A 22,500-nucleotide genomic window follows, 5' to 3' on the forward strand; every position below is an offset into this window, starting at 1 on the left:
CCCCGGCCTCCTGCTTCTTCTCTGCTGCGATGCCCGAGTCGTCGGGATCGATCGCGCTGTTCAACCCGCAGAGTCGGGCGGCGGGGTGCTTTGTTGCTGCTGTTTTTGCAGCTGCCGTTCCTCGACTCCATCCTCCGCCTGCGCGATACGGACGTCGGCGTCAATCCATATGTCGCCCGCAACCGTGACCGATCCCCGGATCGGCGCAGCTTCATCGGCATCCAGGCCGCTGGCGACACGCAAATAACGCTCGGTCACGCAAACGCGGTTGGACGGATCAAAGCCGATCCAGCCCAGTTCGGGCACGAAGGCTTCGGCCCAGCCATGGGTTTCGTGCAGCGCATCGCCATCGCCCGCCAGCAAATAACCCGAAACATAGCGCGCCGGGATGTCGATCGACCGGGCGGCGGCGATGAAGACCTGCGCATGGTCCTGACACACGCCTGCACCCAGCGCGAAGGATTCAGCGGCCGTGGTGTCGGACGTGGTGACGCCGGCGCGATACTGGACGGCGTCGCTGACCGCCGCCGACAGGGCGTGCAACGTGGCGAGCGGCCCGTCCCCTTCCGGCAAGTCCTGCGCCATCGCCTTGATCCCGTCCGAAGCGCGGGTCAGGCGGGTGTCGCGCAGGAAATAGCGGGGATCGACCCGGCTTTGCAGATGCCCGACCACGCCATGGCTTTCGCGGGTTTCGACCAGCCCTTCCGCCACGATCACCGCATTGTCGAGCCGGTCGTGGCGAATCCAGATCGCTTCCTTTTCGCCATAGCTGTTGGGGTGGAATCCGGTCAGCGGCTCATCATTCACGCTGACCCGCCATTCCAGCACCTTTTGCGCGGGCGTATCGACCGGCATCAGCTTCAGCCGCATCGCCACCCGCCCGGCGGACGCGGCATAGCGATAGATGGTCTGGTGTCGGACGAGCAGCTTCATGCGGTCAGCCTCCCCCGGCCTCCTTCAGCCGAAATGATAGGTCTGGGCGATTTCGCTGCCCAGCCGGTTGGTCATGGTCAGGCCGTTCTGCACGGTTTCATGCAGGCCGCGCCGGAAAATCTCGCCGCTGTCCTGCTGTTCCAGTCCGGCGACCATCTCGCGCACGGTTTCGTGGCACGCGCCCTTGGCATTGTGCCAGCCCGCCAGACGATTGAGCCGATAGGCCAGTTGATCGTAGCAATAGGCGACGCTGCGCGGGAACAGCCGGTTGAGCATCAGGAAATCGGTGATCTGCCAAGGCGTGTAGGTGCCGCCATAGACATGATGATAGGCGCGCGCGCCCGACAGCGCATAGAGCACCGACGTCCATTGATAATGATCGCGATTGCCGCCGATCACTTCGGTTTCGGGCAGCAGCACATAATATTTGACGTCGAGCAGCCGCAGCGTCATCTGCGCCCGCTCCAGCGCGGAGCCGGTGCGCAGGAAGTCATGGCCTTCATTGCGCAACTGCCCCGAATGGGCGGCGCCGCGGAAGGTCATGACGCGGGTCTTGACCCAGTCGATCAGCGCCGGGAGCTGCTGTCGCGCTTCGCTCACATCATAGCTGTCCAGCTTGCGCCAGCCTTCGTTCAGCGCCTCCCACATATCCTGCGTCAACATGGTGCGCGCCGACTTGGCGTTGGCGCGGGCTTTGAGCAGGCAGGAGCGGATCGAACTGGGATTGTCGAGGTCCAGCATCAGGAAGGCGATGGCGTCGCTTTCGGTGACGATCGTGCCTTCGGGAAACTGGTGCCCCGCCCCGGTGGCGCGCACGACCGATCGCCATTCGTCGCGATGATGCGCTCCCGGCAATATCGCCATACGCTGTCCCATGGTCAGCAGGCGCGACGTGGCCTCGGCCCGCTCCATATAGCGCGCCATCCAGAAAAGATTTTCGGCGGTCCGGCTCAGCATGTGGGAATTTCCCGATCAAACGTGAACATGAGTGTGCGGAGATTTGCTTCAGGGGGAGGCGAAAATGGTGCTGTTCGAGAACCGGCGCGCAGCGTGCTTAAAGCACGTGAGCACCGGAAGCGGAGAACAGTGCCATTTGCAGCCCGCCCTGGAGCAAATATGCGTGCACGCATCATCAGTCCTGCAACACCCATGTATCCTTCACCCCGCCGCCCTGGCTGGAGTTGACCACCAGCGACCCTTCCGTCAGGGCGACGCGGGTCAGGCCGCCGGGGACGAGGCGGATCTGCTTGCCGACCAGGCAATAGGGGCGGAAATCGGCGTGACGGCCGACCACTGCCGCTGGTCCCAATGTCGGCACGGTCGACAGGTCCAGCGTTGGTTGGGCGATGAACTCGCTCGGGTTCGCCTTGATCCGCTCGGCATAGGCGGCGATTTCATCCTTGGTGGACTTGGGACCGATCAGCATGCCGTAGCCGCCCGATCCATGCACTTCCTTGGCAACCAACTCGTGCAGATTTTCCAGCACATATTTGAGTTCATCAGGCTTGCCGCATTGCCAGGTCTGGATGTTGTCCAGGATCGGCTTTTCGCCGAGGTAGAAGCGGATCATCTCCGGCACGTAAATATAGACCGCCTTGTCATCGGCAATGCCCGATCCGGGCGCCGACGCCAGCGTCACGCCGCCATTGCGATAGACGTTGAAGATGCCCGGCACGCCCAGCAGGCTGTCGGGGCGGAACACCAGCGGGTCGATATATTCGTCGTCGATGCGGCGATAGATGACGTCGACCGCCTTTGGTCCCAGCGTGGTCTTCATCCACACCCGGTCATTGTCGACGAACAGGTCCGCCGGCTCCACCAGTTCCACGCCCATCAGGTCGGCGAGGAAGCTATGCTCATAATAAGCGCTGTTGAGCGAACCGGGGGTCAGCACGACGACGACCGGATCGCCCTTGCACGCGGGCGGCGCGACTTCCTTCAGGCTTTTCAGCAATTCGGCGGGATAGTCGTCCACCGGCGCGACCACGCCCTGCGCGAACAGTTCGGGGAACATGCGCGTCATGATCTCGCGATTTTCGAGCATGTAGGACACGCCCGATGGGGTGCGGCAATTATCCTCCAGCACCTCGAAACTGCCCGGTCCGGTGCGCACGATGTCGATGCCGACAATATGGCTGTAGACTTTCCCCGGCGGGGTGAAGTCGGCCATTTCGGCGAGATAGGCGCTGTTCTTGTAAATGATGTCGGCGGGCATGATGCCGGCCTTCACAATCTCGCCGCGATGATAGACGTCGTGCAGGAAGGCGTTGAGCGCCCGCGCCCGCTGGCGAATGCCCTTGTCCAGGATGCGCCATTCGTTCGCGGTGAAGATGCGCGGCAATAGATCGAAGGGGATGAGCCGTTCCGGGTCGCCGCCCTCGCCATAGACGGCGAAGGTGATGCCGATCCGGCGGAAAATCGCCTCGGCCTCATCCATGCGACGGTTAAGCCCGGCTATGCCGGTTCGCTCCACCCACTTCTGCACTTCGTCGTAACAGGGGCGTATCGAACCATCAGGCTCAAACATTTCATGGAAGGGCAAGTGGACAATCCTCCCTCAGCCAATATGGCCGGTTGTGCATTGCAATATTAGGGCGTCGGCTCGCAGCGATTGCAAGATAAAAATGCGGGACAAGAAAAAGCTTTCCGGGCCAGTCACCATGATGGCGGAATGCGGCACGCGGATCGTTCGCGCGCGGACCGGGGATTTTTTCCGCATCATATGCAAAGCCCGGTTGACCGATCCAAAAGCCATGCGTATAGGCCCGCCTCACCGCAGGGCACTGCCCCGGCGAGGCCCTTTGGGGCGGAGTAGCTCAGCTGGTTAGAGCAGCGGAATCATAATCCGCGTGTCGGGGGTTCAAGTCCCTCCTCCGCTACCAACACCCTCCCCAACGAGGGTGGTGGTGGATGACCATCCCGCTTTTCGGCTCAACAGAGCGTCCAGCCCTCCCAAGATTTCCACCGAGATTTGTCGGCGCTCGAACGGGTTCGACGGCTTCTCGGCGAGCGGAGTCACCACGATCTGGTCCACGACTGCGCGGATCATCTGCGCTGACGGCTGGGAGCCATCCTCGCACAGAACATCGGTCAGGCCGTCGAGGGCGCTGGTGAAGCGGGCGACCGCAACGGGATGGAACGACGGCGCAGCCGCAGGCGCGGCGGTGGCCGACAGCTTCGCCTCCAGCGCGGCGCGCTCGGCCACCAGCGGCGGATAGTCGCGCTCGAAGTCGGCCTCGTCCGTGATGCCTTCCCGCGCCCATTTGCGCGCCCGGTCCATCTGCGCCGTCAGGGCCGCGAGTTGCTTGGCGATGGCCTCATGATCGTTGCCTGCGCTCGACGCGAAGCGGTGCCGCTCGGCCATATACTCGTCGATATACGCCTGCCGCATCATCGGCGCGGCGAGATGCTTCCGCAGGGCGCTCATTACGACATTCTCGATGTCCTCAATATAGCAGCCGACCGGATCGCCACAGACGCCCCGGCTGGTCTTGCCGCTACACTTCACCCGCAGGCGGTCATTCTTGTCCCAGCCAGCGGAGTTCACCGACAGGCCGCAGCAGCCGCATCGCAGCAGGCCGCTGAACAGCCGCTTGGGCCGTTGCGCCTGTCGCTTCGTCTGCTTGAAGCTGCGTTCCTCCTTGCGGGTCTGCGCCGCCGCGAACACCTCGTCGGAAACGATCCGCAGCGTGTCGTCGATCTTCACGCTGATCCAGTCGCTCTCGTCGTTGGCGCGGCTGACGCGGCGTGCGGTGTCAGGGTTCTTCGGCATCCCGACCCGGTTCCAGTTGCGGCGACCGGCATAGAGCGCGTTGTGTAGAATGCCGGTGCCGCGTGCGCGATTGCCGTTGATCGTGGAATCCGACCACAGGCCGGTGTTGAACCCGTTCTTACCCTTGAGAGAGGCGCGCGGAGACGGGACGCCGCGCCGGTTCAGGTCAGCGGCGATGGCCTTCGGGCTTTCCCCGGCGATGTAGCGGATGAAAATCTCACGCACAATGTCGGCCTCATGGGGCACGATCTCGATCCTCCCGCCCTTTCCCTTCTCGATGTCCAGACGCGGCAGCGAGCGGTAGCCGTAGGATCGCCCACCCGCCGACTTCCCGGCGAGAACAACGCCGGTCATTCCGCGCCGGATCATCTCCGCGCCCTGCTCACGCGCCTGTTCGGCCATGAGGGCGTTGATCGCGGCATTCATCTTTGTCAGTTCCGCGCCGTTCTCGTTCGCGCAGAAGATTTTGACGCCGCGAAACTTGGCCTGCTTCATGAGATGGCTGGAGTCCTCCAGATCGCGGGTCAGTCGCGAAAGGTTCTCGACAACGATGCGGCTGATGCGGCCCGCCTTCATGTCGTCGAGCATCTTGAGGAAGCCGGGACGGTTGAGGCGGCTGGCCCCGGAGATAGCGCGGTCGCTGTAGACGACGATCGGGCTTTGCCACTCCATTCGTTTGATGAAGCGGCGATTGAATCGCTCTTGGTCGATCAGGGATGTCTCGGATTGTAGCTCGGTCGAATATCGACCGTAGATAGCTGTTGCTGTCATATTACGATTCCAGTTTCGATGGTTCAGATGAGTCGTGGTCTCTCTTCGCTGCCTCACGGGCAAGCGCACGGATGAGGTCGAGGAAGAAATCCTCGCTCTCACCAATGCTCGAAGAAGGAGACGCACGCTTCATTCTCCATTTTTACATCGGACTATTATCGCGCCGCATTATTTGATTTCGACATGATGTGAAAAATAAATATTGCGGCGATCAGCGACGCGATGAGATCATCGCGTCATGATGAAAATGAAACCCAAATCATCGCGTGTAAATACGATCATGCGATACTATGAACTATTCGAGGAACTGACGCTCGCCGAGCGCGCGCGTCGCGATGCCGAGAAGCGGCGCAAGGCCACGGAGAAGCGCAACCGCGCGCGGAAGAAGAAGACCGATGCGGCGTTTCGCTATCAGGACACGATCCGCTCGGCCAATGACGCGATCCAGAGTGCCGACAACGCAATGGCGGCGATCAAGCCCTCATGACCGGGCGAGCAGCAGGCGGGCGCGCCGACCAAGAGCGCGCGCAGAAGGCGATGGTCGCGGCCCTCCGGTGGCCGTCGCCATTGCGCCAGCGACTGTCGAAGTGCGGCGAGGACGGACACTGGATGTGGAATGAGTGGCGTTGCCATTCACCCGCGTGCGTGCGCTGTCGTGGGCGCTACACGCGCAAGCAGGAGCGCCAGCTATCCGCCGCGCTGGGCGATACGACGAACGCCGACCTGTCCATGTTCACGATCATGTTCGGCGTCGCGAGCGAAGCCGATGACATCGGCCCCATCTGGCTGAAGGCCAAGCGCGACCTTCGCAACCGCGTCAACGCGATGCGTCGGGCGAGTCCGCGTTGGGATCGTGTGGCGCTCACCGGATGGGTCGAGGCGGACCCGATAATCTTCGACGATATGGCGCGGCTGGGCACGCATCAGCGAGCCATGCTCGCTGGGCTGAACACGCCGTGCTGGCGGGCGGATGGTGGACCGGCGTGGGTCGTTCACGCGCATGGCATCACCTACCACCCCAAGATCGACTGGCAGGAAACGCAGGCGGCGTTCGCGTCCCAGTGGCAGGGAGAGCGCCGGGCTCATGTTCAGCCCTTCGATGCCAGCAAGAGCGTGGATGCGAACATCGGCGGCGTTGTCCGCTACGCGACGAAGTATCATGCGGGCCGCTGGATCGGCTCGGGATTCGACTACTGGCCCGCCTCTTGGATGGCCGAATATTACGACTGGGCTGATCGATTCTCACAGGGTTGGCAGTCCATGCGTTTCCGCATGAATGGAAGGGCCATGATCGATTCCCGTGAGATGAATAATGCGTCGAGCGTCGATGTGTCGTATATTGAGCCTATGTATACAACATCATCATTTAATAGTTATCCTATACTATATACTGACGGAGGACGACTGGCGTGAACGGGCTTGCTGGCATCAAGGCCCGGTATGACAAGTCGGATTTCGTTGTCGCGCGATCCGTAAGGCTGTCGCTGGCCGGAGACTGCGACCCCGATCAACGACGACACGAGATGAAAATCTGGTGTCGCGACAACTGCGAGCATCGCTGGGCCAAGCGGTGGACCGCCACGCCGGATCAGGTGTGGTTTGACTTCGAGAGCGATTACGAGGGCGTCATCTTCCGTTTGTCGTGGCCGTGATCCGAGTCCTTTTGAGTATACCCGGTCGGGTATTTGGAACGGCATCAAATCTGTTCCAAATACATTGACACACAGACCCTTTTGGAACATACCGTTTGGGTCTTTAGGGTATTTGGAACACAGCGATGTTGATCGGCTACGCACGAGTGAGCACCACCGGCCAAGACCTGACCGTTCAGGATGAAGCGCTGCGCGCTGCTGGATGCGAGCAGGTCTATGCCGAGAAGAAGTCCGGGCGGCACGCCGCTGACCGCGTGGCTCTGAACGACGCGATCAAGGCCGCGCGGTCTGGCGACATCATCGTAGTGACTCGCCTCGACCGCTTCGCGCGTTCGACGCAAGACCTTCACAATCTGCTCGCGACCTTGGAGGCGAAGGGTGTTGGCTTCCGCTGCCTCGCACAGGTGGGTGTCGATACCACCACCGCGACCGGAAAACTCACGCTCTCTATTCTCGGTGCTGTTGCCGCCTTCGAAGCGGACCTCCGCGCCGAAAGGCAGGCTGAAGGCATCGCGCGTGCGAAACAGGAGGGCCGCTATCGGGGGCGCTCTGCCAGTATTGATTATGCGAAGGTCAAGAAACTTCACGGACAGGGTATCAGCCCCAGCGAAATCGCAGGGCTTTTGGGCATTGGGCGAACCAGCGTCTACCGGGCGCTGGCAGCATGACGCGCTATCTGCTTTTGGGCGCAGCACTGGTAAGCGCGACAGCAGGTTGCGCTGCTTCTCCCGTCATCCAGCGGCAGCAGACAGAATGCCCCGGCGACGCCAAGTTGGCGAACCTGATCGCCGCGTCAGAGATCATCCTGATCGGCAAGATGGATGTCGCCAAGCAACGCCTCATGGACGAAGCGCGAAAGCCATCACCTGATTATGTGGACATCCCCATACAGGTCGAGAGCGTCGTAAAGGGCGGGGAAATGGTTAGCGCAACGGTGCGCTTCTATCCGCAAGATGCGATCTATAAGCCGTCCAACGCGAACATGATCGCAATGGCTGATAAACCGGCGATTCTGTTTTTGACGCGCGTGGACGAAGGACCGGTTGGCCTCTACTTCGCGGGCAACACGCCCAACGCTCTGATGTCGGCGACCGAAACCACCACGGCAGCAGTGCGCATCGAAACAGCACGGCAGGCGCAGATAGCCTCGTCGTGGCGCGCGGACACCACCCTGCCGCGCTTCGCGGAAGTGCGTGCGCTCATCTCGCGCCTCGGTCGAGTTGGCGGCAACGAGCAGCAGAGCGTATTCAACCAGCTTGAAGCACTGGGCAAAGAAGCGGTGCCAGCGATCATCGCCCAGATGGATGATCGACGCCCCTTGCGCACGCAAGCGATCTCGCTCGTCAACCACGCCCCGGATGCCTTTGAGGGAATGCGCCATTACGGCCCAGAGCAGGTCGTCGATGGACTCGACGCTATTCTCAATCAGATAACCGGCGAGAGCTTCGGCTCGATTGTGAACGGCGGTTCGGATCGAGAGCGTGAAGCCGCAATCGCAGGCTGGCGGGTGTATGCTACGGACCTGCGCTGCCCCGGCAGCCGTTAGCAGTCGCTATCCCACAGCGGCGATCCTAAACGGCAATCGGCGCGTCAGGGAGCTTGATGAACTCGGACCTCCGCTACCATTCATCAAGCACTTAGTGGCAACTGCCTCGGCTGATTTACAGCCGGTTTACACAAATCGCGAGTTAAGGCGATGCGCGCCACACGCGGTAAAGCCGGCGAACGCCTTGCGCGTCGACACCTTTCCCCAGCCCGAAAAAGATGCCGACCTGCCACGCCCCCCCTTAAAATAGGCCAGGAACTTCTTTCTGGGCTGGGCTGGGGCGTGTCGGCGCAAGCAGCATGCGCGCAGCGCTGGCCGGCGCCCCTACCCGCATGGCCGCAGCCGACGCGCTGGCCCCGCTGGACGCTCCGCCGATGGGCGTGCAACTCCTCCCCGCGATAAAATCGAGCGCCTGCCGGACAGACGCCTCGCGCGGGTCGCCCAGCGCATAGCCGATGTCGTCCACTGACTGGCAGGTCGCCTTCATGCTGCCGGCCAGCCCGCCATAATAGTCGGCATTGCCCGCGCTGTTCTGAGTTGCAAAGGCCACCACGCGCAGTCGGTCGTCGCACGCCGAACGATCGACGGCGATCTGCCCGACCGGCTTGCCATAGGTGTTCGTGCCGATCAGCGCCGCCCGCGCCCCAAGATAGGGGATGAAGGCATTCATGACGAGTTCGCTCGCCGATGCGGTCGCGCCGCTGCCGATGAAGGCGATGCGGGTCGGGGCGACGGATTGCGACTGGGACGCGAAATAGGCCGTCTCATTTTCCGCACTTTTTTCCGGCCGATAACTAAGGCGCGTGAAAATGTCGGTCGACGCGCGGCCTGCTCCAAGCAGATTTCCGAGCAATTCGGAGGTCGAGACAAGTCCCCCACCATTGTAGCGCAGGTCCAGAATGAAGTCGGTGACGCCCTGCGCCCTGAACATTGCGAAGGCGTCGCGCAGCGGTTGCTCCGCCGGATGGATGAAACTGCGCAGGTTTACATAACCGACACGACGGCCGGCATCGTCGATGATCCGCGCGCCATAGCGGCTGGACACCGGCATCAGGTCGAACGCCTTCTTCCTCACGGAGATATTGCGCGTACCCACCGCGTCGGAGACGCGCAGCACCCGCGTCGTCCCTGCGGTGTCGGGGCCAAGCGCATTTATCACAGCATCGGCTCCCCCCGATGCAAACAGAGACGAAACATTTTGCAAATTGGCGGCCGTCGTGCCGATCGCGATGATTTCCGCGCCCCGATCAATGCCGGCGTCAAAGGCTGCGCTATTTTCAAAGGCTTCGATAACGAAAAGCCGGGTCTGGGTTTGGTCCGTGGCAAAGCGCACGCCCAGACCGGCGCTGGAGCCGGAATCATAATAGGCGTCCTCCTCGGCAATGGAGGTGAGATAGGTGAAATAACGGTCCTTCCCCTGCTGCCGCGCAGCCTGGGTCAGCGCATCGACATAGGTTTCGACGCTGGCGTAGGGCGTGGGGTCGAGGGACGCCGGCAATGTGTCGGGGAAGAGATACCATTCCTTTAGCGTTGCCTCGGCCCAATCCTGCCTCTCTCGCAGGGAGCAGGCCGCGGTCGGGGTTGGCGTGGGAGTGGGCGTCGGCGCGGGTGAACCGCCAGCCCCGCCTGCACTGTCTCCGCCCCCGCCACATGCTGTCACCATCGCCAGCATCCCAGCCAGCAACGCCGTCCGTGCAACTTTATATGTCATTATACCCCCACGATTTTCCTCGGCATATCGGTGGAGCAAGGGGGTCACAAGTCCATTCCTGGGCGGCTTTGCGACGTCCCCCCAAATAAGCGGCAGCCTCTCGCCCCGTCATTCTCGGGCGGGCCATGCGGGGATGGCGTGGTGCCGCATCAGGCCAGGCCGCATTATGCGCGATTGCAATCGGTCCGGCTTTGCACCACTATCCGCAGCGACCCGATGCGTGCAGAATAGCCTAGCTATTCAAAGCCGCATCAAGGAAAAAATGTCCGCGAGGTTACATCATGCCCGACGATGCGAATATTTCTGAAAAGAAGCGCACCACCAATCCCTATAAGGACTTGCCGGAACGCGCCTTCTGGAAGCCTTCCATCGCCGACAAGTCGATGTTCGACATCGAACAACTCTGGTCGCCCAAGTTCAACATTACGCCCCATTCGCGCGTCTCGACATTCGGCTCCTGCTTTGCCCAGCATATCGGCAATGCGCTGCGCCAGCGCGGCTATAACTGGCTGATTACCGAAACCGCGCCCTATGGCTTGTCCGCAGACAGCGCCAGGACGTTCAACTACGGCATCTTCTCGGCGCGAACGGCGAATATATACACGACCTCCCTGCTGCGCCAATGGACGTCCTGGGCGATCGGATCGGCCACGCCGCCGGAAGAAGTCTGGGAAAAGGACGGACGCTATTATGATCCGTTCCGCCCGCTGATCGAACCACAGGGCTTTGCCTCCCCCGAGGAAGTGCGCCTGTCGCGGCTGGAAACCATCCGGGCGTTTCGCGACTGCATCGAGAAATCGCATTATTTCGTCTTCACGCTGGGCCTGACGGAAAGCTGGTTCAATGCGGAACTGGGATATGAATATCCCATGTGCCCCGGCACGGCGGCAGGCGCGTTTGACGGCGACGTCCATGTCTTCCGCAATCAGGAATTCAACGATGTGCGCAACGCGCTGGCCGCCGCCATCCGCATGATGCACACGATCAACCCGAAGCTGCGCATCCTGCTGACGGTGTCGCCGGTGCCGCTGACCGCCACCAAATCGGACCAGCATGTTCTGGTCGCGACCATGTATTCCAAATCGGTGTTGCGCGCGGTGGCCGGCCAGACCGCGATGAGCAATCCGCTGGTCGATTATTTCCCATCCTACGAAATCATCAACAGCGCGGTGTTCAAGGGCACTTTCTTCGATCCCAACCAGCGCAGCGTCAACAAGCGCGGCGTCGCCTTTGTGATGGACCATTTCTTCAATTGCCTCACCGCCAAATTCGGCGCGGTTCAGGCCCCGGTGAAGGCAGGCCCCACGCCCGCCAGCAATGACGATGTCGTGTGCGAGGAAGAATTGCTCGGCGCCTTTGGAGGGAAGAAATGAGATTTGCCGTCCTGGGCAACAGCCATATCGGCTCCATCAAGCGCGGCTGGGACATTGTCTCAGCGCAGCAACCCGATCATCAGATGGATTTCTTCGGCGCGCGCCGCGATGGCCTCAAAAGTCTGGAACTGGACGGCAATCGGCTGCGCCCGACCGATCCGGACGTGCTCGAATCCATCCGCTTCACCTCGGGCGGCCTCGATCATATCGATCTGGACGCCTATGACGCCTTCCTCCTCTACGGCATGGAAGCGCTGCCGCTGTTTCTGGACGGGCGGACATTTTATTCGCAGCAGGTGATGCAGGCGACGCTGGCCGATCATGTACATCCCCGCGTATCCTATCTGACGCTGAAGAAACTGCGCGACGCCACCAGCAAGCCCATCTATCTGGGCCATAATCCCATGCGCGGCGCGGACCAGCGCAATGGCGTGTCGCAGGACATATCCGATTATATGCGCGGCATCGCCTTCCTGAACGATGCGCTCTATGGCGGCTTCGACGCGATCCTGCTGCCCCAGCCGCCCGAGACGATCGTCAACGGCCGGGGATCGGCCATGCACTATGCCCAGGGCGCAAAGGCGCTGGCGATCGGCACGCAGCGCGGCGGCGGCGATCATGTCGTGACCGACCTCAACCATATGAATGACGCCTTCGGCGCGCTGTGGCTGGAGCAATTTTTCGCCCGGCTGCACTGACGGAAACGGCGGCGGCACGGCATGCCTTTTTCAGGCGGCGGCTCTCCAGCCGCCGCCCTTGCATCATGTGACCGACGCGGCGCGCGCCTCCGCCTTGCGCGCCAGATTATTGTAATGCGCGGCCGCCATGGCCCCGCACGCCTGATGGATGGCGGCGACGCGGCGCAGGATGCGCGGATGATCGGGCAATATCGCCAGCGCCTTGCGACAGGATTCCAGCGCCTGTTCCCACCGCCCTAGTTCGACCTCTATCCGCGCCAGCACGCAATGGGTGACAGCGTCCGCATCATCGATCGCCAGGCTTTCGGAATAGACGCGATGCGCCGATCCCCACCGCTCCAGCGCTTCCAGAATTGCGCCATGCGTCTTGATGAACAGCATGTAGCGCGGCATGATTCGCCGCGCGATCTGGACATGCCGCATCGCCAGCAACGCTTCTCCATTCGCCAGATGCATCTTCGCAATATCATGTTCGAACAGCGCCCGGCTTTTGCGGTCAAAACGGTCCTTGAACTGCCCGCCGATCCGGATCGCGCAATCGGGGTGTCGTGCAAGCAGCGCCCGCGCAATGCCGGTCGCCCGCACGCCTGATGGCGCGCGCAGGGCGCGCACCGCCCGATTGACGCCCTGCAAGTCGCCCCGCGCGCACAGATCGATCAGGCGCAGCGCCGGCTCGCTCCCCGCAATGATTTTGACGCATTCATGCCCGGCAAATGGAATTCGCACCTGATGAATGGCGGGCGCCGCCTGCCCGATCATGCCGGCATTGGCGAGGTCGAACCTTTCGCGCGGATCGTAGAAGAGATAGCTGTTCGCGGCCACGTCGGCGCCATCAACGGCCATGTCGTCATGCAGACCCGCGATGAAATGGCGTGTGAAGCCGGGCTGGGTAATGCCGTCGGCCGGATTGATCGACGTTTGCGGACCAAAAGCCAGCGTTGCGGTCGCGCCAAGCGCGGAGGAATATTTGAGCGCGCCATAACCGCCCATGGACGATCCATAGGCGATTCGGTCCGGGAAACGCGCCAACAGGGCGGCAATAGCCTCGATCGCGGGCCTGACATATATTCCAGGATACCAGTTCGGCTTCTTCGCGACGAAGCCGATCGCCGACAAACCGGCCTTGCGAGCGAAGCGATGCCCCCAGAACAGGTCCATCGTTTCATTGTAATTCAATGGCGCGAAGGTCATCAACAGGCGTGATCCGCCCTGATCCAGGAACTTCACTTCGACATCGTCATTGGCATACACCATCTGCACGTCCGTCTCGGTCAACTCCATGCACATCGCCCCTTGTTGGATATAGCCGGATTTCGCGGCGTCGGCCGCGCACGCCTATCCCATAGGGGGCCGCCCGGATGAGCGCAATCTGAGCGCGACATCATCAACGCCGCGGATTGCAAATCGCTTGCGCCACAGGACAAAGCGGGCCAATCAGCGGCGCAAAGGCAAAAAGGATTGCGGGCGGATGAGTTATTATGACGTTCTGATCGTGGGCGCTGGCCATGCCGGCGCGCAGGCTGCAATATCGCTGCGACAACTGGGCTTTGAAGGCACGGTGGCCATGATCGGCGACGAACATTATCCGCCTTATGAAAGGCCGCCTTTGTCCAAGGAATATTTCGCTGGCGACAAGGGCTTCGACCGTATCCTGATCCGCCCGGCCGCTTTCTGGGAAGAACGCAAGGTCGACATGCTGCTGGGCAAGCGGGTGAAGAGCGTCGATCCGGTCGGCAAGACCGTGACAGTGGGCGAGGAAGATATTGGCTATGACAAGCTGATCTGGTGCACCGGCGGCTCCCCCCGTACGCTGACCTGTTCCGGCGCGGACGCGATCAACGTCCATGCCGTGCGCCGCCGCGACGATGTCGACGCGATGATGGCGAAGATCGATACGATCAGCCATGTCACCATCATCGGCGGCGGCTATATCGGGCTGGAGGCGGCGGCCGTGCTGTCCAAGTTCGGCAAGAAAGTCGTCCTGCTGGAAGCGCTGGACCGGGTGCTGGCGCGCGTCGCCGGTGAGGAACTGTCGCGCTTTTATGAGGCGGAACATCGCGCCCATGGCGTCGACCTGCGCACCGGCGCACGGATGGACTGCATCGAAGTGACCGACGGGAAGGCGACCGCCGTGCTGATGCAGGATGGCGAGCGGATCGAAACCGATATGGTGATCGTGGGCATCGGCATCATCCCCGAAACCGGACCGCTGATCGCAGCGGGCGCGGCCGGCGGCAATGGCGTGGACGTGGACGAATTTTGCCGGACCAGCCTGCCGGACGTCTATGCCGTGGGCGATTGCGCGTCGCATGCCAACCGCTTTGCCGGCGGGGCGCAGATGCGGGTTGAGTCGGTGCAGAACGCCAATGACCAGGCCAAGACCGCCGTGTCGCACATATTGGGCAAGGAAGAGCCCTATGATGCGGTGCCGTGGTTCTGGTCGAACCAATATGATCTCAAGCTCCAGACGGTGGGGCTGTCGACCGGCTTTGATCAGACGGTGCTGCGCGGCGACACCGCCAATCGCAGCTTTTCGATCGTGTACCTCAAGGGCGGCAAGGTGATCGCATTGGATTGCGTCAACATGGTCAAGGATTATGTCCAGGGCCGAGCGCATGTGTTGTCGGGCGCTGCGCTGGATGTCGCGCAACTGGCCGACGCCGGCGTGCCCCTGAAGGAAGTGGGGCTGGCCTAAGGGGCGGGTGACGGGCATTTATTGCCGTTCCTTCTCCCCTAGTGGGAGAAGGATATGAAGCCTTACCCCGAAGGGCTTAGGCGCAGTCGGATGAGGGGGACATGGCGCTGCGTTGGCGCATTGTCGTGAGGTCGACTCCCCCTCACCCAGCTACGACTAGGCAGCAAGCTGCCAAGTCTACACAGCCCTCTCCCCCAAGGGGGAGAGGGATAAAGATGGCGGCAATCCACCCATATCCGCCACTTCACCTCCCCCTGAACATCGCCTTCATCGCCAGTTCCCATGGCCCGCCGCGATAGTGCCAGGCGGCGAGGCCCGCGATCGCCAGCGGACGGGGACGAAAAGCCGTGCGCAGCGCCGCCGCCAGCGCCTTCGCCGCCTCCGGCGCGACCTTGTTCTGCACGGTGATGTGCAGGCGGGGCCGCGCCTGATCCTGCGGAGTCAGCAAGCCGGCAAAGGCGTCCGCCAGTTCATTGCGCATCGCCAGCAATGCCGGGCTATCCACGCGAAACGCCACGCCCCGCCCCAACAGCATCACCTCCGTCAGTCGAGCCGGCGGCGGCGGGCCGGTGCACAGACGCTTCAGCCGGGCCGCCACTTCCTCCAGCGCCGATGGCGGCAGATGATGGAACAGGGTCAGATGCGCCGGAATGAGATTGCATTCGGGCGGAAAATGCGCGCGGCGCAAGCCATCCGCCCAGGCGAAGTCCCCTGCCCCCAGCAGCGCCGTGACGATGATCGGCGCACTCATCCAAGATGCTTTCGCTTGGCCGCGACAAGGCGTAGCATGGCATCATGACGGCCGCGCAACGTCCGGCCGCACCCATGGGAGGGACATATCATGTCGGCACCACGATCCTTCATCCTCATCGCCATCCTGTTCCTGCTGTGGAACTGCATGGGGCTGGCGTCCTTCATCATGCAATATCTGATGGATTTGAACGAACTGGCAAAGACCGATCCGGGCGGCGCGAAAATCTTTGCCGCCATGCCGGAATGGCTGTGGCTCGATTATGGCGTTGCGGTGCTGGCCGGACTTGGCGGGGCGCTGTTCCTGCTGCTGCGCAAGCGCGCGGCCGTACCGCTCTTCCTGCTCTCGCTGATCGCCGTGGTTGTGCAGTTCGGCTATGTCTTCGTCGCGACCGACATCATCGCGATCAAGGGCGTGGTGGTGGCGACCGCCTTCCCGATCCTGATCTTCGTGATCGCGATCATCCAGTGGCGCTATGCGATAGTCCAGCGGGCGAAAGGGGTGCTGCGATAAGCCGCGCCCCGCTCAAAGCTCCCCGCGCGACCGCCGGATTTCGAACCATTTGCGCACATTTTCATTATGCTGCTGATAGGTGTCGGCGAAGATATGGCCGCCCTTCCCATCCGCGACGAAATAGAGCGCCTTGGTTTGCGCCGGATGCAGCACCGCTAGGATCGACAACCGCCCCGGATTGGCGATCGGCCCTCTGGGCAGGCCGGTCATGGCATAGGTGTTGTAATCATTGACCGCCGCGATTTCCGACTTGCGGATGCGGCGCCCCAGCGGCTTGCCCTTGGTGATCGGATAGATGATCGTTGGATCGGCCTGAAGCATCATGTTGGTGCGCAGGCGATTGCTATAGACACCCGCGACCATCGGACGTTCGGACGGCACGCCCGTTTCCTTTTCCACGATGCTGGCCAGGATGATCGCTTCACGCGGGCTTTTCGCGATCGTGTTGGCGGCGCGCTCGGCCCATAGCTTCGCCAGCGCCTTGTCCATCGCGTCCTGCATGCGTTTCAGCACCACGGCCCGCGCCTCGCCCTTGTCGAAGGCATAACTGTCGGGCAGCACGCTGCCTTCTTCGGGCACTTTGATGTCGCCGGTCAGCTGATCGTTCGCCATCAGCCGTTCATAGACCAGGATGGATGGCATGCCTTCGGGAATGGTGATGAGGCGCGTGAGCGTCTTCCCCCCCTGAAGGATGGACAATATGTCGCTGTTGCTGGCGCCGGCAGGGATGATGAACTCACCCGCCTTGATCGACTTGCCGCCACCAAATACCTTGGCGCGGGTCAGGAAGGCATCGGCGGAGCGCACCGCGCCCGCCTGTTTCAGCAGCACCGCCGCATCGGACAGGGTCGATCCTTCCGGCACGATGATGCTGATGTCCTTGGCGGCCGGTCCCTGCTCGCTCCAGCCATGGACGAAGCGAAAGGCGACGAAGGCCGCCACGGCAAGGCCGATTAAAAGAACGATGCAGCCCAGACGGCGCATGGGGTTTCCTGATCGTCTTGCCATGCCCGTCCAGCCTATATGGTGGTCGCGCGCGCCGCAGCACGGCGCGCGCGAAATGCGATCAGATTGCCTTCATGATGAGCGATGCGTTGGTGCCGCCGAAGCCGAACGAGTTGTTCAGCACCGCGCGCACCTTACGCTCCTTGGCGACATGCGGGACCAGGTCCACGCCCTTGCAGCTTTCGCTCGGTTCATCGAGGTTCAGCGTCGGCGGGACGATCTGGTCGCGCATGGCGAGGATGCAGAAGATGCTTTCCACTGCGCCCGCGCCGCCCAGCAGGTGGCCGATCGCCGACTTGGTGGACGACATCGACATGGTGCTGAGATTGTCGCCGAACAGCCGCTTGACCGCGCCCAGCTCCAGCTCGTCGCCCAGCGGGGTCGATGTGCCATGCGCGTTCACATAGTCGATGTCTTCAAGAGACAGGCCCGACTTTTTGAGCGCCATCTGCATCGAACGGAAACCGCCATTGCCCTCCGGATGGGGGGCGGTGACATGATAGGCGTCGCCCGACAGGCCATAGCCGATCACTTCGGCATAGATTTTCGCGCCGCGCTTCTTGGCATGCTCATATTCTTCCAGCACGACCACGCCCGCGCCTTCGCCCATGACGAAGCCGTCACGGTTGACGTCATAGGGACGGCTCGCCTTTTCCGGCGTGTCGTTGAAGCCGGTCGAAAGCGCGCGCGCCTGCGCGAAGCCGGCGATGCCGATCGGGCAGATCGCGCTTTCCGCGCCGCCCGCCAGCATCACGTCGGCATCGTCCATCGCAATCATGCGCGCAGCGTCGCCGATAGAGTGGGCGCCGGTCGAACAGGCGGTCACGACGGCATGGTTAGGCCCCATCAGGCCATATTTGATCGACACCTGACCCGAGATCAGGTTGATCAGACGGCCATGGACGAAGTGCGGCGACACGCGGCTGGGGCCTTTATTGGCCAGCACCAGCGATTCGCTTTCAATGCCCGGCAGGCCGCCAATGCCCGAACCGATCGAACAGCCGGCGCGCAGCCGCTCTTCTTCCGACATATTGTCCAGACCCGCATCGCGCAGCGCTTCGCTGGCGGCGGAAATGCCATAGACGATGAACGGATCGACCTGACGCTGGATCTTGTGATCGACGTCCAGAGAAGGATCATAGCCATATTCATGGTCTTTGGGCTTCACTTCGCAAGCGATGCGGCATTTATACTCGCTCGCGTCGAAACGCTGGATCGTGGCCGCGCCCGATTTGGACGCAATGATGTTCTTCCAGCTGGTTTCGACATTCCCGCCCAGCGGGCTCACCATGCCAAGGCCGGTTACGACGACACGACGCATATCCTAGCTCCGAAATCTCTTATGGGCTTTGCGCCGCCCATGTAGCCATTTGCGGCGCGTTTTCAAACCACGCGCCAGATACGAAAAGGCTCCCCACGCTCGGCAAAGGCCGGACAAGAGGAGCCGTTTCTTATGCGTAGGCACGGCCTTTCCCTGAAAGGGTCAGGCCGGAAAACGCCTTACTGCTTGCTGTCGATATAATCGATGGCGTCCTTGACGGTGCCGATCTTCTCGGCCGCATCGTCAGGGATTTCGACGCCGAATTCTTCTTCGAACGCCATGACGAGCTCAACGATGTCCAGGCTGTCTGCGCCCAGATCGTCGATGAAGCTGGCGTCCTCGGTCACCTTCTCGGCTTCGACGCCCAGATGCTCGACGACGATTTTCTTTACGCGATCCGCGGTCTCACTCATGAGTGGTCCTTCTTGACTGGTATCGTTGGTGGTTCTGAATAACCGTTAAGGCAATGCCCTAGTGCCAAGCTCCGATAGAGGCAAGAGGGAAGGCCGCCAAGCCCCTTCATGCGTCAGGGCAACCGTCCGGCAACAAAAACCCGCCTTTTCCGTGCCGATAACGCGCGATTTACCAAAATTTCAGCGGCTTTGTGCCAGGAAAGCGGCATGGTGCCCCTTTCCTCCCCCGACTCTTTCATCACCCGGCCGCGTATTCGGCTGACCGCGCTGCTGGTGCTGGCCGCGACGATCATCGGCCTGACCTGGCTGTTCGCGACCGCCCATGGCACGGTGGATTCGCTCGGCCGGCCGCTGGGCACCGATTTTTCCAACGTCTGGACGGCGGGCTGGATGGCCGATCATGGCCGCGCGCCGCAGGCATGGGACTGGCCGACCCAGCATGAAGTGCAGAAACAGATCCATCATGATCCCGCCATTCCCTTTTATGGCTGGCACTATCCCCCTCCCTTCCTGATCATCGCCACCTTGCTGGCGCAATTTCCCTATGTCGCCGCTTTGCTGATCTGGCAGGGGATGACCCTGGTCCTGGCGCTGTGCCTGGTGCGGCGCATCCTGCCCGATGATCGCGACGCGCTGATCGTCGCGCTGGGCGCGCCGGTGGTGCTGGTATGCCTGGGCCATGGCCAGAACGCCTTCCTGACCGCCAGCCTGCTGGGCGCGGGCATGCTGCTGCTCGACAAGCGGCCATGGGTGGCGGGAATGCTGCTGGGCGCACTCGTCTACAAGCCGCAATTTGCCGTGCTGATCCCCGTTCTGGTGCTGGCGCGCGGCAATCTGCGCGCCTTCCTGTCGGCGGGACTGACAGTCGGCGCGCTCTGCCTGCTGACGCTGGCGATCTGGGGCTGGCCGGTATGGCGGGCCTTCCTCGATTCCCTGCCGCTGACCCAGCATGTCATCATCGAAGCCGGCGCGACCGGGTGGGAGAAGATCCAGAGCCCCTTCGCCGCCATCCGCCAGTGGGGCGGCTCCATTCCCTTCGCTTATGGTGCGCAAGGCATCGTGACTGCGATCGCCATCGCGGCGGCGGCATTGGCGGCACGACGCGGGTCGATGGAGGTGCGCGGCGCAGCGGCGTTGAGCGCGGCCCTGCTTTGCACCCCTTATGTGCTGGACTATGATTATGTGCTGTTGGGCGTCGCCATCGCCTTTCTGGCGGCGGACATGAAAAGTCGGGGAGCCCTGGCGTGGGAGCCGACATGGCTTGCCTACGCCTGGATCGCCCCGCTATTCGGCCGGTCTCTGTCGGAACTGACTCATATTCCGGTCAACCTGATCGCCACCATTGCCATACTGGCGCTGGCGATGCGGCGCGCCATCCGGCTGGACGGCGCGCTGGAAATTATGCAGCCCGAAGATAGGGTGAGATTTCGCTCAGGCTGAGGCGAAAATTCCGTCTTTCGAGAACCGGCGCGCAGCGTGCTCAAATGCACGTGAGCACTGGAAGCGCAGAAAGGTGGGATTTGCAGCCCGGCCTGGGCGAAATATCGGCCTATCTTCAGATCATGGCCATGCCGCCATTCACATGCAGCGTCTGGCCGGTGACATAGCCCGCTTCCTTGCTCGCCAGATAGACGACCGCCGCGCCAATATCTTCGCCGCTGCCCAGATCGCCTGCGGGAATCTTGGCCAATATGGTGCCCTTCTGCGCATCATTGAGCGCATCGGTCATCGCCGATCGGATGAAGCCGGGGGCAACGCAGTTCACGGTGATGCCGCGGCTGGCCAGTTCCTGACCCAGCGACTTGGACATGCCGATGATGCCCGCCTTCGACGCGCAATAATTGGCCTGCCCCGGATTGCCGGTGACGCCCACGACCGACGTGATCGAGATGATGCGGCCGAAACGCGCCTTCATCATCGGCTTGGCGGCAGCGCGGACAAGGCGGAAAGCCGCCTCCAGATTGACCTGGATGACCTGCGACCATTCTTCATCCTTCATCCGCATGATCAGGTTGTCGCGCGTGATGCCGGCATTGTTGACCAGAATGTCGATCTTCCCGCCCAGCGCTTCCACCGCCTGCGGCACCAGCGCGTCGACCGATGCCGGATCGGACAGGTTGCAGACGATGGTCTTGTGGTCTCCGCCCAGTTCGGCGGCAAAGGTCTTGAGCTTGTCTTCATTGCTGCCCGACAGCGCCAACGTCGCGCCCCGCGCAGCCAGCGCCTTTGCAATGGACGAGCCGATGCCCCCCGAAGCGCCCGTGACGAGCGCAGTCATGCCTGTAAGGTCGAACATATTTCTTTCCCCCGAATATGTCAGAACGCGGCCAGAGCGGCCTCAATATCGTCCATCGTCACAATGCTGCGCACGGTAGCATCGGGAGCAATGCGCTTGACCATCGGGCCAAGCACCTTGCCACCAACCTCGACAAATTCCGTCACGCCGGCATCCCACATCGCCGCGACCGACTCACGCCAGCGGACACGCCCCGTAACCTGCTCGACCAGCCGCGCCTTGATCTCTTGCGGATCGGCAATGGGCGCCGCCAGAACATTGGCATAGACCGGAAGCAGGGGCGTGGCCAGCGCCGCGTTGGCCAGCGCCGCGTCCATGGCTTCAGCGGCGGGCTGCATCAGTTCGCAATGGAAGGGCGCCGACACCGGCAGCATCAGGCCGCGCTTGATGCCATGCTCCTTCACCAGCGCGACAGCGCGCTCGATCGCCCCCCTATGACCGGAAATCACCACCTGGCTGGGATCATTGTCGTTGGCCACGGCGCAGACTTCGCCCTGCGCGGCCGCTTCGCTCAATGCCTGCGCCTTTTCGATGTCCGCGCCCAGCAGCGCCGCCATCGCGCCCTCGCCCACCGGCACGGCTTCCTGCATGGCATAGCCGCGACGCTTGAGCAGACGCGCCGTAGTGGCGACATCCAGCGCCTCGGCCGCGCACAGCGCCGTATATTCGCCCAGCGAGTGACCGGCGACATAATCGCCCTTGTCCGCCAGCGACAGGCCGCCTTCCTTTTCCATGACACGCAGCGTGGCGATGGCGTTGGCCATGATCGCGGGCTGGGCATTTTCCGTCAGGGTCAAGCGATCGTCCGGGCCTTCCACCATCAGGCGAAACAGATGGTGCGACAGTGCGTCATCCACCTCCTGAAACAACATCTTCGCCGCTGGGCTGGCATCCGCCAGCGCCTTGCCCATGCCTACGGACTGGCTGCCCTGTCCCGGAAAGAGAAATGCCCGCATCTTATATCCTTCAGACCCATGACGCCGCGAAAAGCGCCGATATTCAAACTCGTTACACTTTGAGACATAAATGTCGTTGAGCCGTACATGCGCT

At 62.2% G+C, this 22,500-nt stretch carries 22 protein-coding genes and 1 tRNA gene; 11 read left to right on the forward strand and 12 right to left on the reverse strand.

From position 1 onward, the window contains the following. Positions 1–60: 60 nt before the first annotated feature. The 3 genes from ACFOKF_RS12010 to ACFOKF_RS12020 form a co-directional block, all read right to left on the reverse strand. Positions 61–933, reverse strand: coding sequence for a transglutaminase family protein (locus ACFOKF_RS12010; protein ID WP_380795892.1), 873 nt, complete (start codon positions 931–933; stop codon positions 61–63). A 24-nt stretch (positions 934–957) separates the two neighbouring features. Beyond that, a complete protein-coding gene (locus tag ACFOKF_RS12015) occupies positions 958–1,890 on the reverse strand; it encodes an alpha-E domain-containing protein (protein ID WP_380795894.1) in 933 nt (310 codons plus the stop codon). Between the two features lie 175 nt (positions 1,891–2,065). Further along, positions 2,066–3,475: a circularly permuted type 2 ATP-grasp protein gene (locus tag ACFOKF_RS12020; RefSeq protein ID WP_298399373.1), complete on the reverse strand. Its 1,410-nt coding sequence runs from the start codon at positions 3,473–3,475 to the stop codon at positions 2,066–2,068. Between the two features lie 263 nt (positions 3,476–3,738). Here ACFOKF_RS12020 and ACFOKF_RS12025 point away from each other — a divergent pair. Next, positions 3,739–3,815 (forward strand) — tRNA-Met (locus tag ACFOKF_RS12025). Here the strand turns inward: ACFOKF_RS12025 and ACFOKF_RS12030 are convergent. After that, the gene (locus ACFOKF_RS12030) at positions 3,794–5,602 is read right to left on the reverse strand and encodes a recombinase family protein (protein ID WP_380795896.1); all 1,809 of its coding nucleotides are present in this window, start codon (positions 5,600–5,602) and stop codon (positions 3,794–3,796) included. The two genes, ACFOKF_RS12025 and ACFOKF_RS12030, sit on opposite strands and share 22 nt — an antisense overlap. 154 nt (positions 5,603–5,756) lie before the next feature. Here ACFOKF_RS12030 and ACFOKF_RS12035 point away from each other — a divergent pair, with 154 nt between their 5' ends. From ACFOKF_RS12035 to ACFOKF_RS12055, 5 genes are all read left to right on the forward strand, one after another. After that, a complete protein-coding gene (locus ACFOKF_RS12035; RefSeq protein ID WP_380795898.1) occupies positions 5,757–5,963 on the forward strand; it encodes a hypothetical protein in 207 nt (68 codons plus the stop codon). Next, positions 5,960–6,889 (forward strand): hypothetical protein, encoded by a 930-nt coding sequence (locus tag ACFOKF_RS12040; protein ID WP_380795899.1) that lies wholly within the window; start codon positions 5,960–5,962, stop codon positions 6,887–6,889. The genes ACFOKF_RS12035 and ACFOKF_RS12040 overlap by 4 nt, the downstream gene beginning before the upstream one ends. Beyond that, positions 6,886–7,128 carry a hypothetical protein gene (locus ACFOKF_RS12045; RefSeq protein ID WP_380795900.1) on the forward strand — a complete coding sequence of 81 codons (243 nt, stop codon included), beginning with the start codon at positions 6,886–6,888 and terminating at the stop codon, positions 7,126–7,128. The genes ACFOKF_RS12040 and ACFOKF_RS12045 overlap by 4 nt, the downstream gene beginning before the upstream one ends. A 125-nt stretch (positions 7,129–7,253) precedes the next feature. Further along, positions 7,254–7,796, forward strand: coding sequence for a recombinase family protein (locus ACFOKF_RS12050; RefSeq protein WP_380795902.1), 543 nt, complete (start codon positions 7,254–7,256; stop codon positions 7,794–7,796). Beyond that, positions 7,793–8,674, forward strand: a complete 882-nt coding sequence (locus ACFOKF_RS12055) for a hypothetical protein (RefSeq protein ID WP_380795903.1) — start codon at positions 7,793–7,795, stop codon at positions 8,672–8,674. The genes ACFOKF_RS12050 and ACFOKF_RS12055 overlap by 4 nt, the downstream gene beginning before the upstream one ends. Positions 8,675–8,915: 241 nt before the next feature. On the opposite strand, the gene ACFOKF_RS12060 is transcribed toward ACFOKF_RS12055, so the two are convergent. Continuing rightward, entirely contained in the window at positions 8,916–10,385 is a 1,470-nt protein-coding gene (locus tag ACFOKF_RS12060) for a S41 family peptidase (RefSeq protein WP_380795905.1), read from the reverse strand. A gap of 281 nt (positions 10,386–10,666) precedes the next feature. Here ACFOKF_RS12060 and ACFOKF_RS12065 point away from each other — a divergent pair, with 281 nt between their 5' ends. Continuing rightward, positions 10,667–11,758, forward strand: a complete 1,092-nt coding sequence (locus ACFOKF_RS12065) for a GSCFA domain-containing protein (protein ID WP_380795907.1) — start codon at positions 10,667–10,669, stop codon at positions 11,756–11,758. Then, positions 11,755–12,456: a hypothetical protein gene (locus ACFOKF_RS12070; RefSeq protein WP_380795908.1), complete on the forward strand. Its 702-nt coding sequence runs from the start codon at positions 11,755–11,757 to the stop codon at positions 12,454–12,456. The genes ACFOKF_RS12065 and ACFOKF_RS12070 overlap by 4 nt, the downstream gene beginning before the upstream one ends. A 63-nt stretch (positions 12,457–12,519) precedes the next feature. Here ACFOKF_RS12070 and ACFOKF_RS12075 read toward each other — a convergent pair whose 3' ends face one another. Continuing rightward, entirely contained in the window at positions 12,520–13,737 is a 1,218-nt protein-coding gene (locus tag ACFOKF_RS12075) for a hypothetical protein (RefSeq protein ID WP_380795909.1), read from the reverse strand. 187 nt (positions 13,738–13,924) lie between these two features. Here ACFOKF_RS12075 and ACFOKF_RS12080 point away from each other — a divergent pair, with 187 nt between their 5' ends. After that, a complete protein-coding gene (locus ACFOKF_RS12080; RefSeq protein WP_380795910.1) occupies positions 13,925–15,151 on the forward strand; it encodes an NAD(P)/FAD-dependent oxidoreductase in 1,227 nt (408 codons plus the stop codon). Positions 15,152–15,395: 244 nt separating this feature from the next. Here ACFOKF_RS12080 and ACFOKF_RS12085 read toward each other — a convergent pair whose 3' ends face one another. Next, the gene (locus ACFOKF_RS12085; protein ID WP_380795911.1) at positions 15,396–15,902 is read right to left on the reverse strand and encodes a 2'-5' RNA ligase family protein; all 507 of its coding nucleotides are present in this window, start codon (positions 15,900–15,902) and stop codon (positions 15,396–15,398) included. Positions 15,903–15,992: 90 nt separating this feature from the next. Here ACFOKF_RS12085 and ACFOKF_RS12090 point away from each other — a divergent pair, with 90 nt between their 5' ends. Next, entirely contained in the window at positions 15,993–16,415 is a 423-nt protein-coding gene (locus tag ACFOKF_RS12090; RefSeq protein ID WP_380795912.1) for a sugar transporter, read from the forward strand. A 12-nt stretch (positions 16,416–16,427) separates the two neighbouring features. On the opposite strand, the gene mltG is transcribed toward ACFOKF_RS12090, so the two are convergent. The 3 genes from mltG to ACFOKF_RS12105 form a co-directional block, all read right to left on the reverse strand. Further along, on the reverse strand, positions 16,428–17,399 hold the full coding sequence (gene mltG, locus ACFOKF_RS12095; RefSeq protein ID WP_380795913.1) for an endolytic transglycosylase MltG: 972 nt from the start codon (positions 17,397–17,399) through the stop codon (positions 16,428–16,430). A gap of 82 nt (positions 17,400–17,481) precedes the next feature. Further along, a complete protein-coding gene (gene fabF / locus ACFOKF_RS12100; RefSeq protein WP_380795914.1) occupies positions 17,482–18,741 on the reverse strand; it encodes a beta-ketoacyl-ACP synthase II in 1,260 nt (419 codons plus the stop codon). A 179-nt stretch (positions 18,742–18,920) separates the two neighbouring features. Then, complete coding sequence (locus ACFOKF_RS12105; protein ID WP_006950224.1) at positions 18,921–19,154, reverse strand: acyl carrier protein; 234 nt, start codon at positions 19,152–19,154, stop codon at positions 18,921–18,923. 207 nt (positions 19,155–19,361) lie between these two features. On the opposite strand from ACFOKF_RS12105, the gene ACFOKF_RS12110 reads away from it, so the two are divergent. Next, complete coding sequence (locus tag ACFOKF_RS12110; RefSeq protein WP_380795916.1) at positions 19,362–20,594, forward strand: glycosyltransferase family 87 protein; 1,233 nt, start codon at positions 19,362–19,364, stop codon at positions 20,592–20,594. Positions 20,595–20,709: 115 nt separating this feature from the next. On the opposite strand, the gene fabG is transcribed toward ACFOKF_RS12110, so the two are convergent. Further along, on the reverse strand, positions 20,710–21,450 hold the full coding sequence (gene fabG, locus ACFOKF_RS12115; RefSeq protein ID WP_380795917.1) for a 3-oxoacyl-[acyl-carrier-protein] reductase: 741 nt from the start codon (positions 21,448–21,450) through the stop codon (positions 20,710–20,712). Between the two features lie 20 nt (positions 21,451–21,470). Next, positions 21,471–22,406, reverse strand: coding sequence for an ACP S-malonyltransferase (gene fabD / locus ACFOKF_RS12120; protein ID WP_380795918.1), 936 nt, complete (start codon positions 22,404–22,406; stop codon positions 21,471–21,473). Positions 22,407–22,500 lie beyond the last annotated feature (94 nt).

Origin of the sequence: Sphingobium rhizovicinum (assembly GCF_042647625.1) — a bacterium.
In the GTDB taxonomy this organism is placed as follows: Bacteria; Pseudomonadota; Alphaproteobacteria; order Sphingomonadales; family Sphingomonadaceae; genus Sphingobium; species Sphingobium rhizovicinum.

Excerpts from the sequence above, each read along its gene's own strand:
- ACFOKF_RS12010 (WP_380795892.1), bottom strand. The coding sequence starts at position 933 with ATGAAGCTGCTCGTCCGACACCAGACCATCTATCGCTATGCCGCGTCC.
- ACFOKF_RS12015 (WP_380795894.1), bottom strand. The coding sequence starts at position 1,890 with ATGCTGAGCCGGACCGCCGAAAATCTTTTCTGGATGGCGCGCTATATG.
- ACFOKF_RS12035 (WP_380795898.1), top strand. The coding sequence starts at position 5,757 with ATGCGATACTATGAACTATTCGAGGAACTGACGCTCGCCGAGCGCGCG.
- ACFOKF_RS12040 (WP_380795899.1), top strand. The coding sequence starts at position 5,960 with ATGACCGGGCGAGCAGCAGGCGGGCGCGCCGACCAAGAGCGCGCGCAG.
- ACFOKF_RS12050 (WP_380795902.1), top strand. The coding sequence starts at position 7,254 with ATGTTGATCGGCTACGCACGAGTGAGCACCACCGGCCAAGACCTGACC.
- ACFOKF_RS12055 (WP_380795903.1), top strand. The coding sequence starts at position 7,793 with ATGACGCGCTATCTGCTTTTGGGCGCAGCACTGGTAAGCGCGACAGCA.
- ACFOKF_RS12060 (WP_380795905.1), bottom strand. The coding sequence starts at position 10,385 with ATGACATATAAAGTTGCACGGACGGCGTTGCTGGCTGGGATGCTGGCG.
- ACFOKF_RS12065 (WP_380795907.1), top strand. The coding sequence starts at position 10,667 with ATGCCCGACGATGCGAATATTTCTGAAAAGAAGCGCACCACCAATCCC.
- ACFOKF_RS12070 (WP_380795908.1), top strand. The coding sequence starts at position 11,755 with ATGAGATTTGCCGTCCTGGGCAACAGCCATATCGGCTCCATCAAGCGC.
- ACFOKF_RS12075 (WP_380795909.1), bottom strand. The coding sequence starts at position 13,737 with ATGGAGTTGACCGAGACGGACGTGCAGATGGTGTATGCCAATGACGAT.
- ACFOKF_RS12080 (WP_380795910.1), top strand. The coding sequence starts at position 13,925 with ATGAGTTATTATGACGTTCTGATCGTGGGCGCTGGCCATGCCGGCGCG.
- ACFOKF_RS12085 (WP_380795911.1), bottom strand. The coding sequence starts at position 15,902 with ATGAGTGCGCCGATCATCGTCACGGCGCTGCTGGGGGCAGGGGACTTC.
- ACFOKF_RS12090 (WP_380795912.1), top strand. The coding sequence starts at position 15,993 with ATGTCGGCACCACGATCCTTCATCCTCATCGCCATCCTGTTCCTGCTG.
- mltG (WP_380795913.1), bottom strand. The coding sequence starts at position 17,399 with ATGCGCCGTCTGGGCTGCATCGTTCTTTTAATCGGCCTTGCCGTGGCG.
- fabF (WP_380795914.1), bottom strand. The coding sequence starts at position 18,741 with ATGCGTCGTGTCGTCGTAACCGGCCTTGGCATGGTGAGCCCGCTGGGC.
- ACFOKF_RS12105 (WP_006950224.1), bottom strand. The coding sequence starts at position 19,154 with ATGAGTGAGACCGCGGATCGCGTAAAGAAAATCGTCGTCGAGCATCTG.
- ACFOKF_RS12110 (WP_380795916.1), top strand. The coding sequence starts at position 19,362 with ATGGTGCCCCTTTCCTCCCCCGACTCTTTCATCACCCGGCCGCGTATT.
- fabG (WP_380795917.1), bottom strand. The coding sequence starts at position 21,450 with ATGTTCGACCTTACAGGCATGACTGCGCTCGTCACGGGCGCTTCGGGG.
- fabD (WP_380795918.1), bottom strand. The coding sequence starts at position 22,406 with ATGCGGGCATTTCTCTTTCCGGGACAGGGCAGCCAGTCCGTAGGCATG.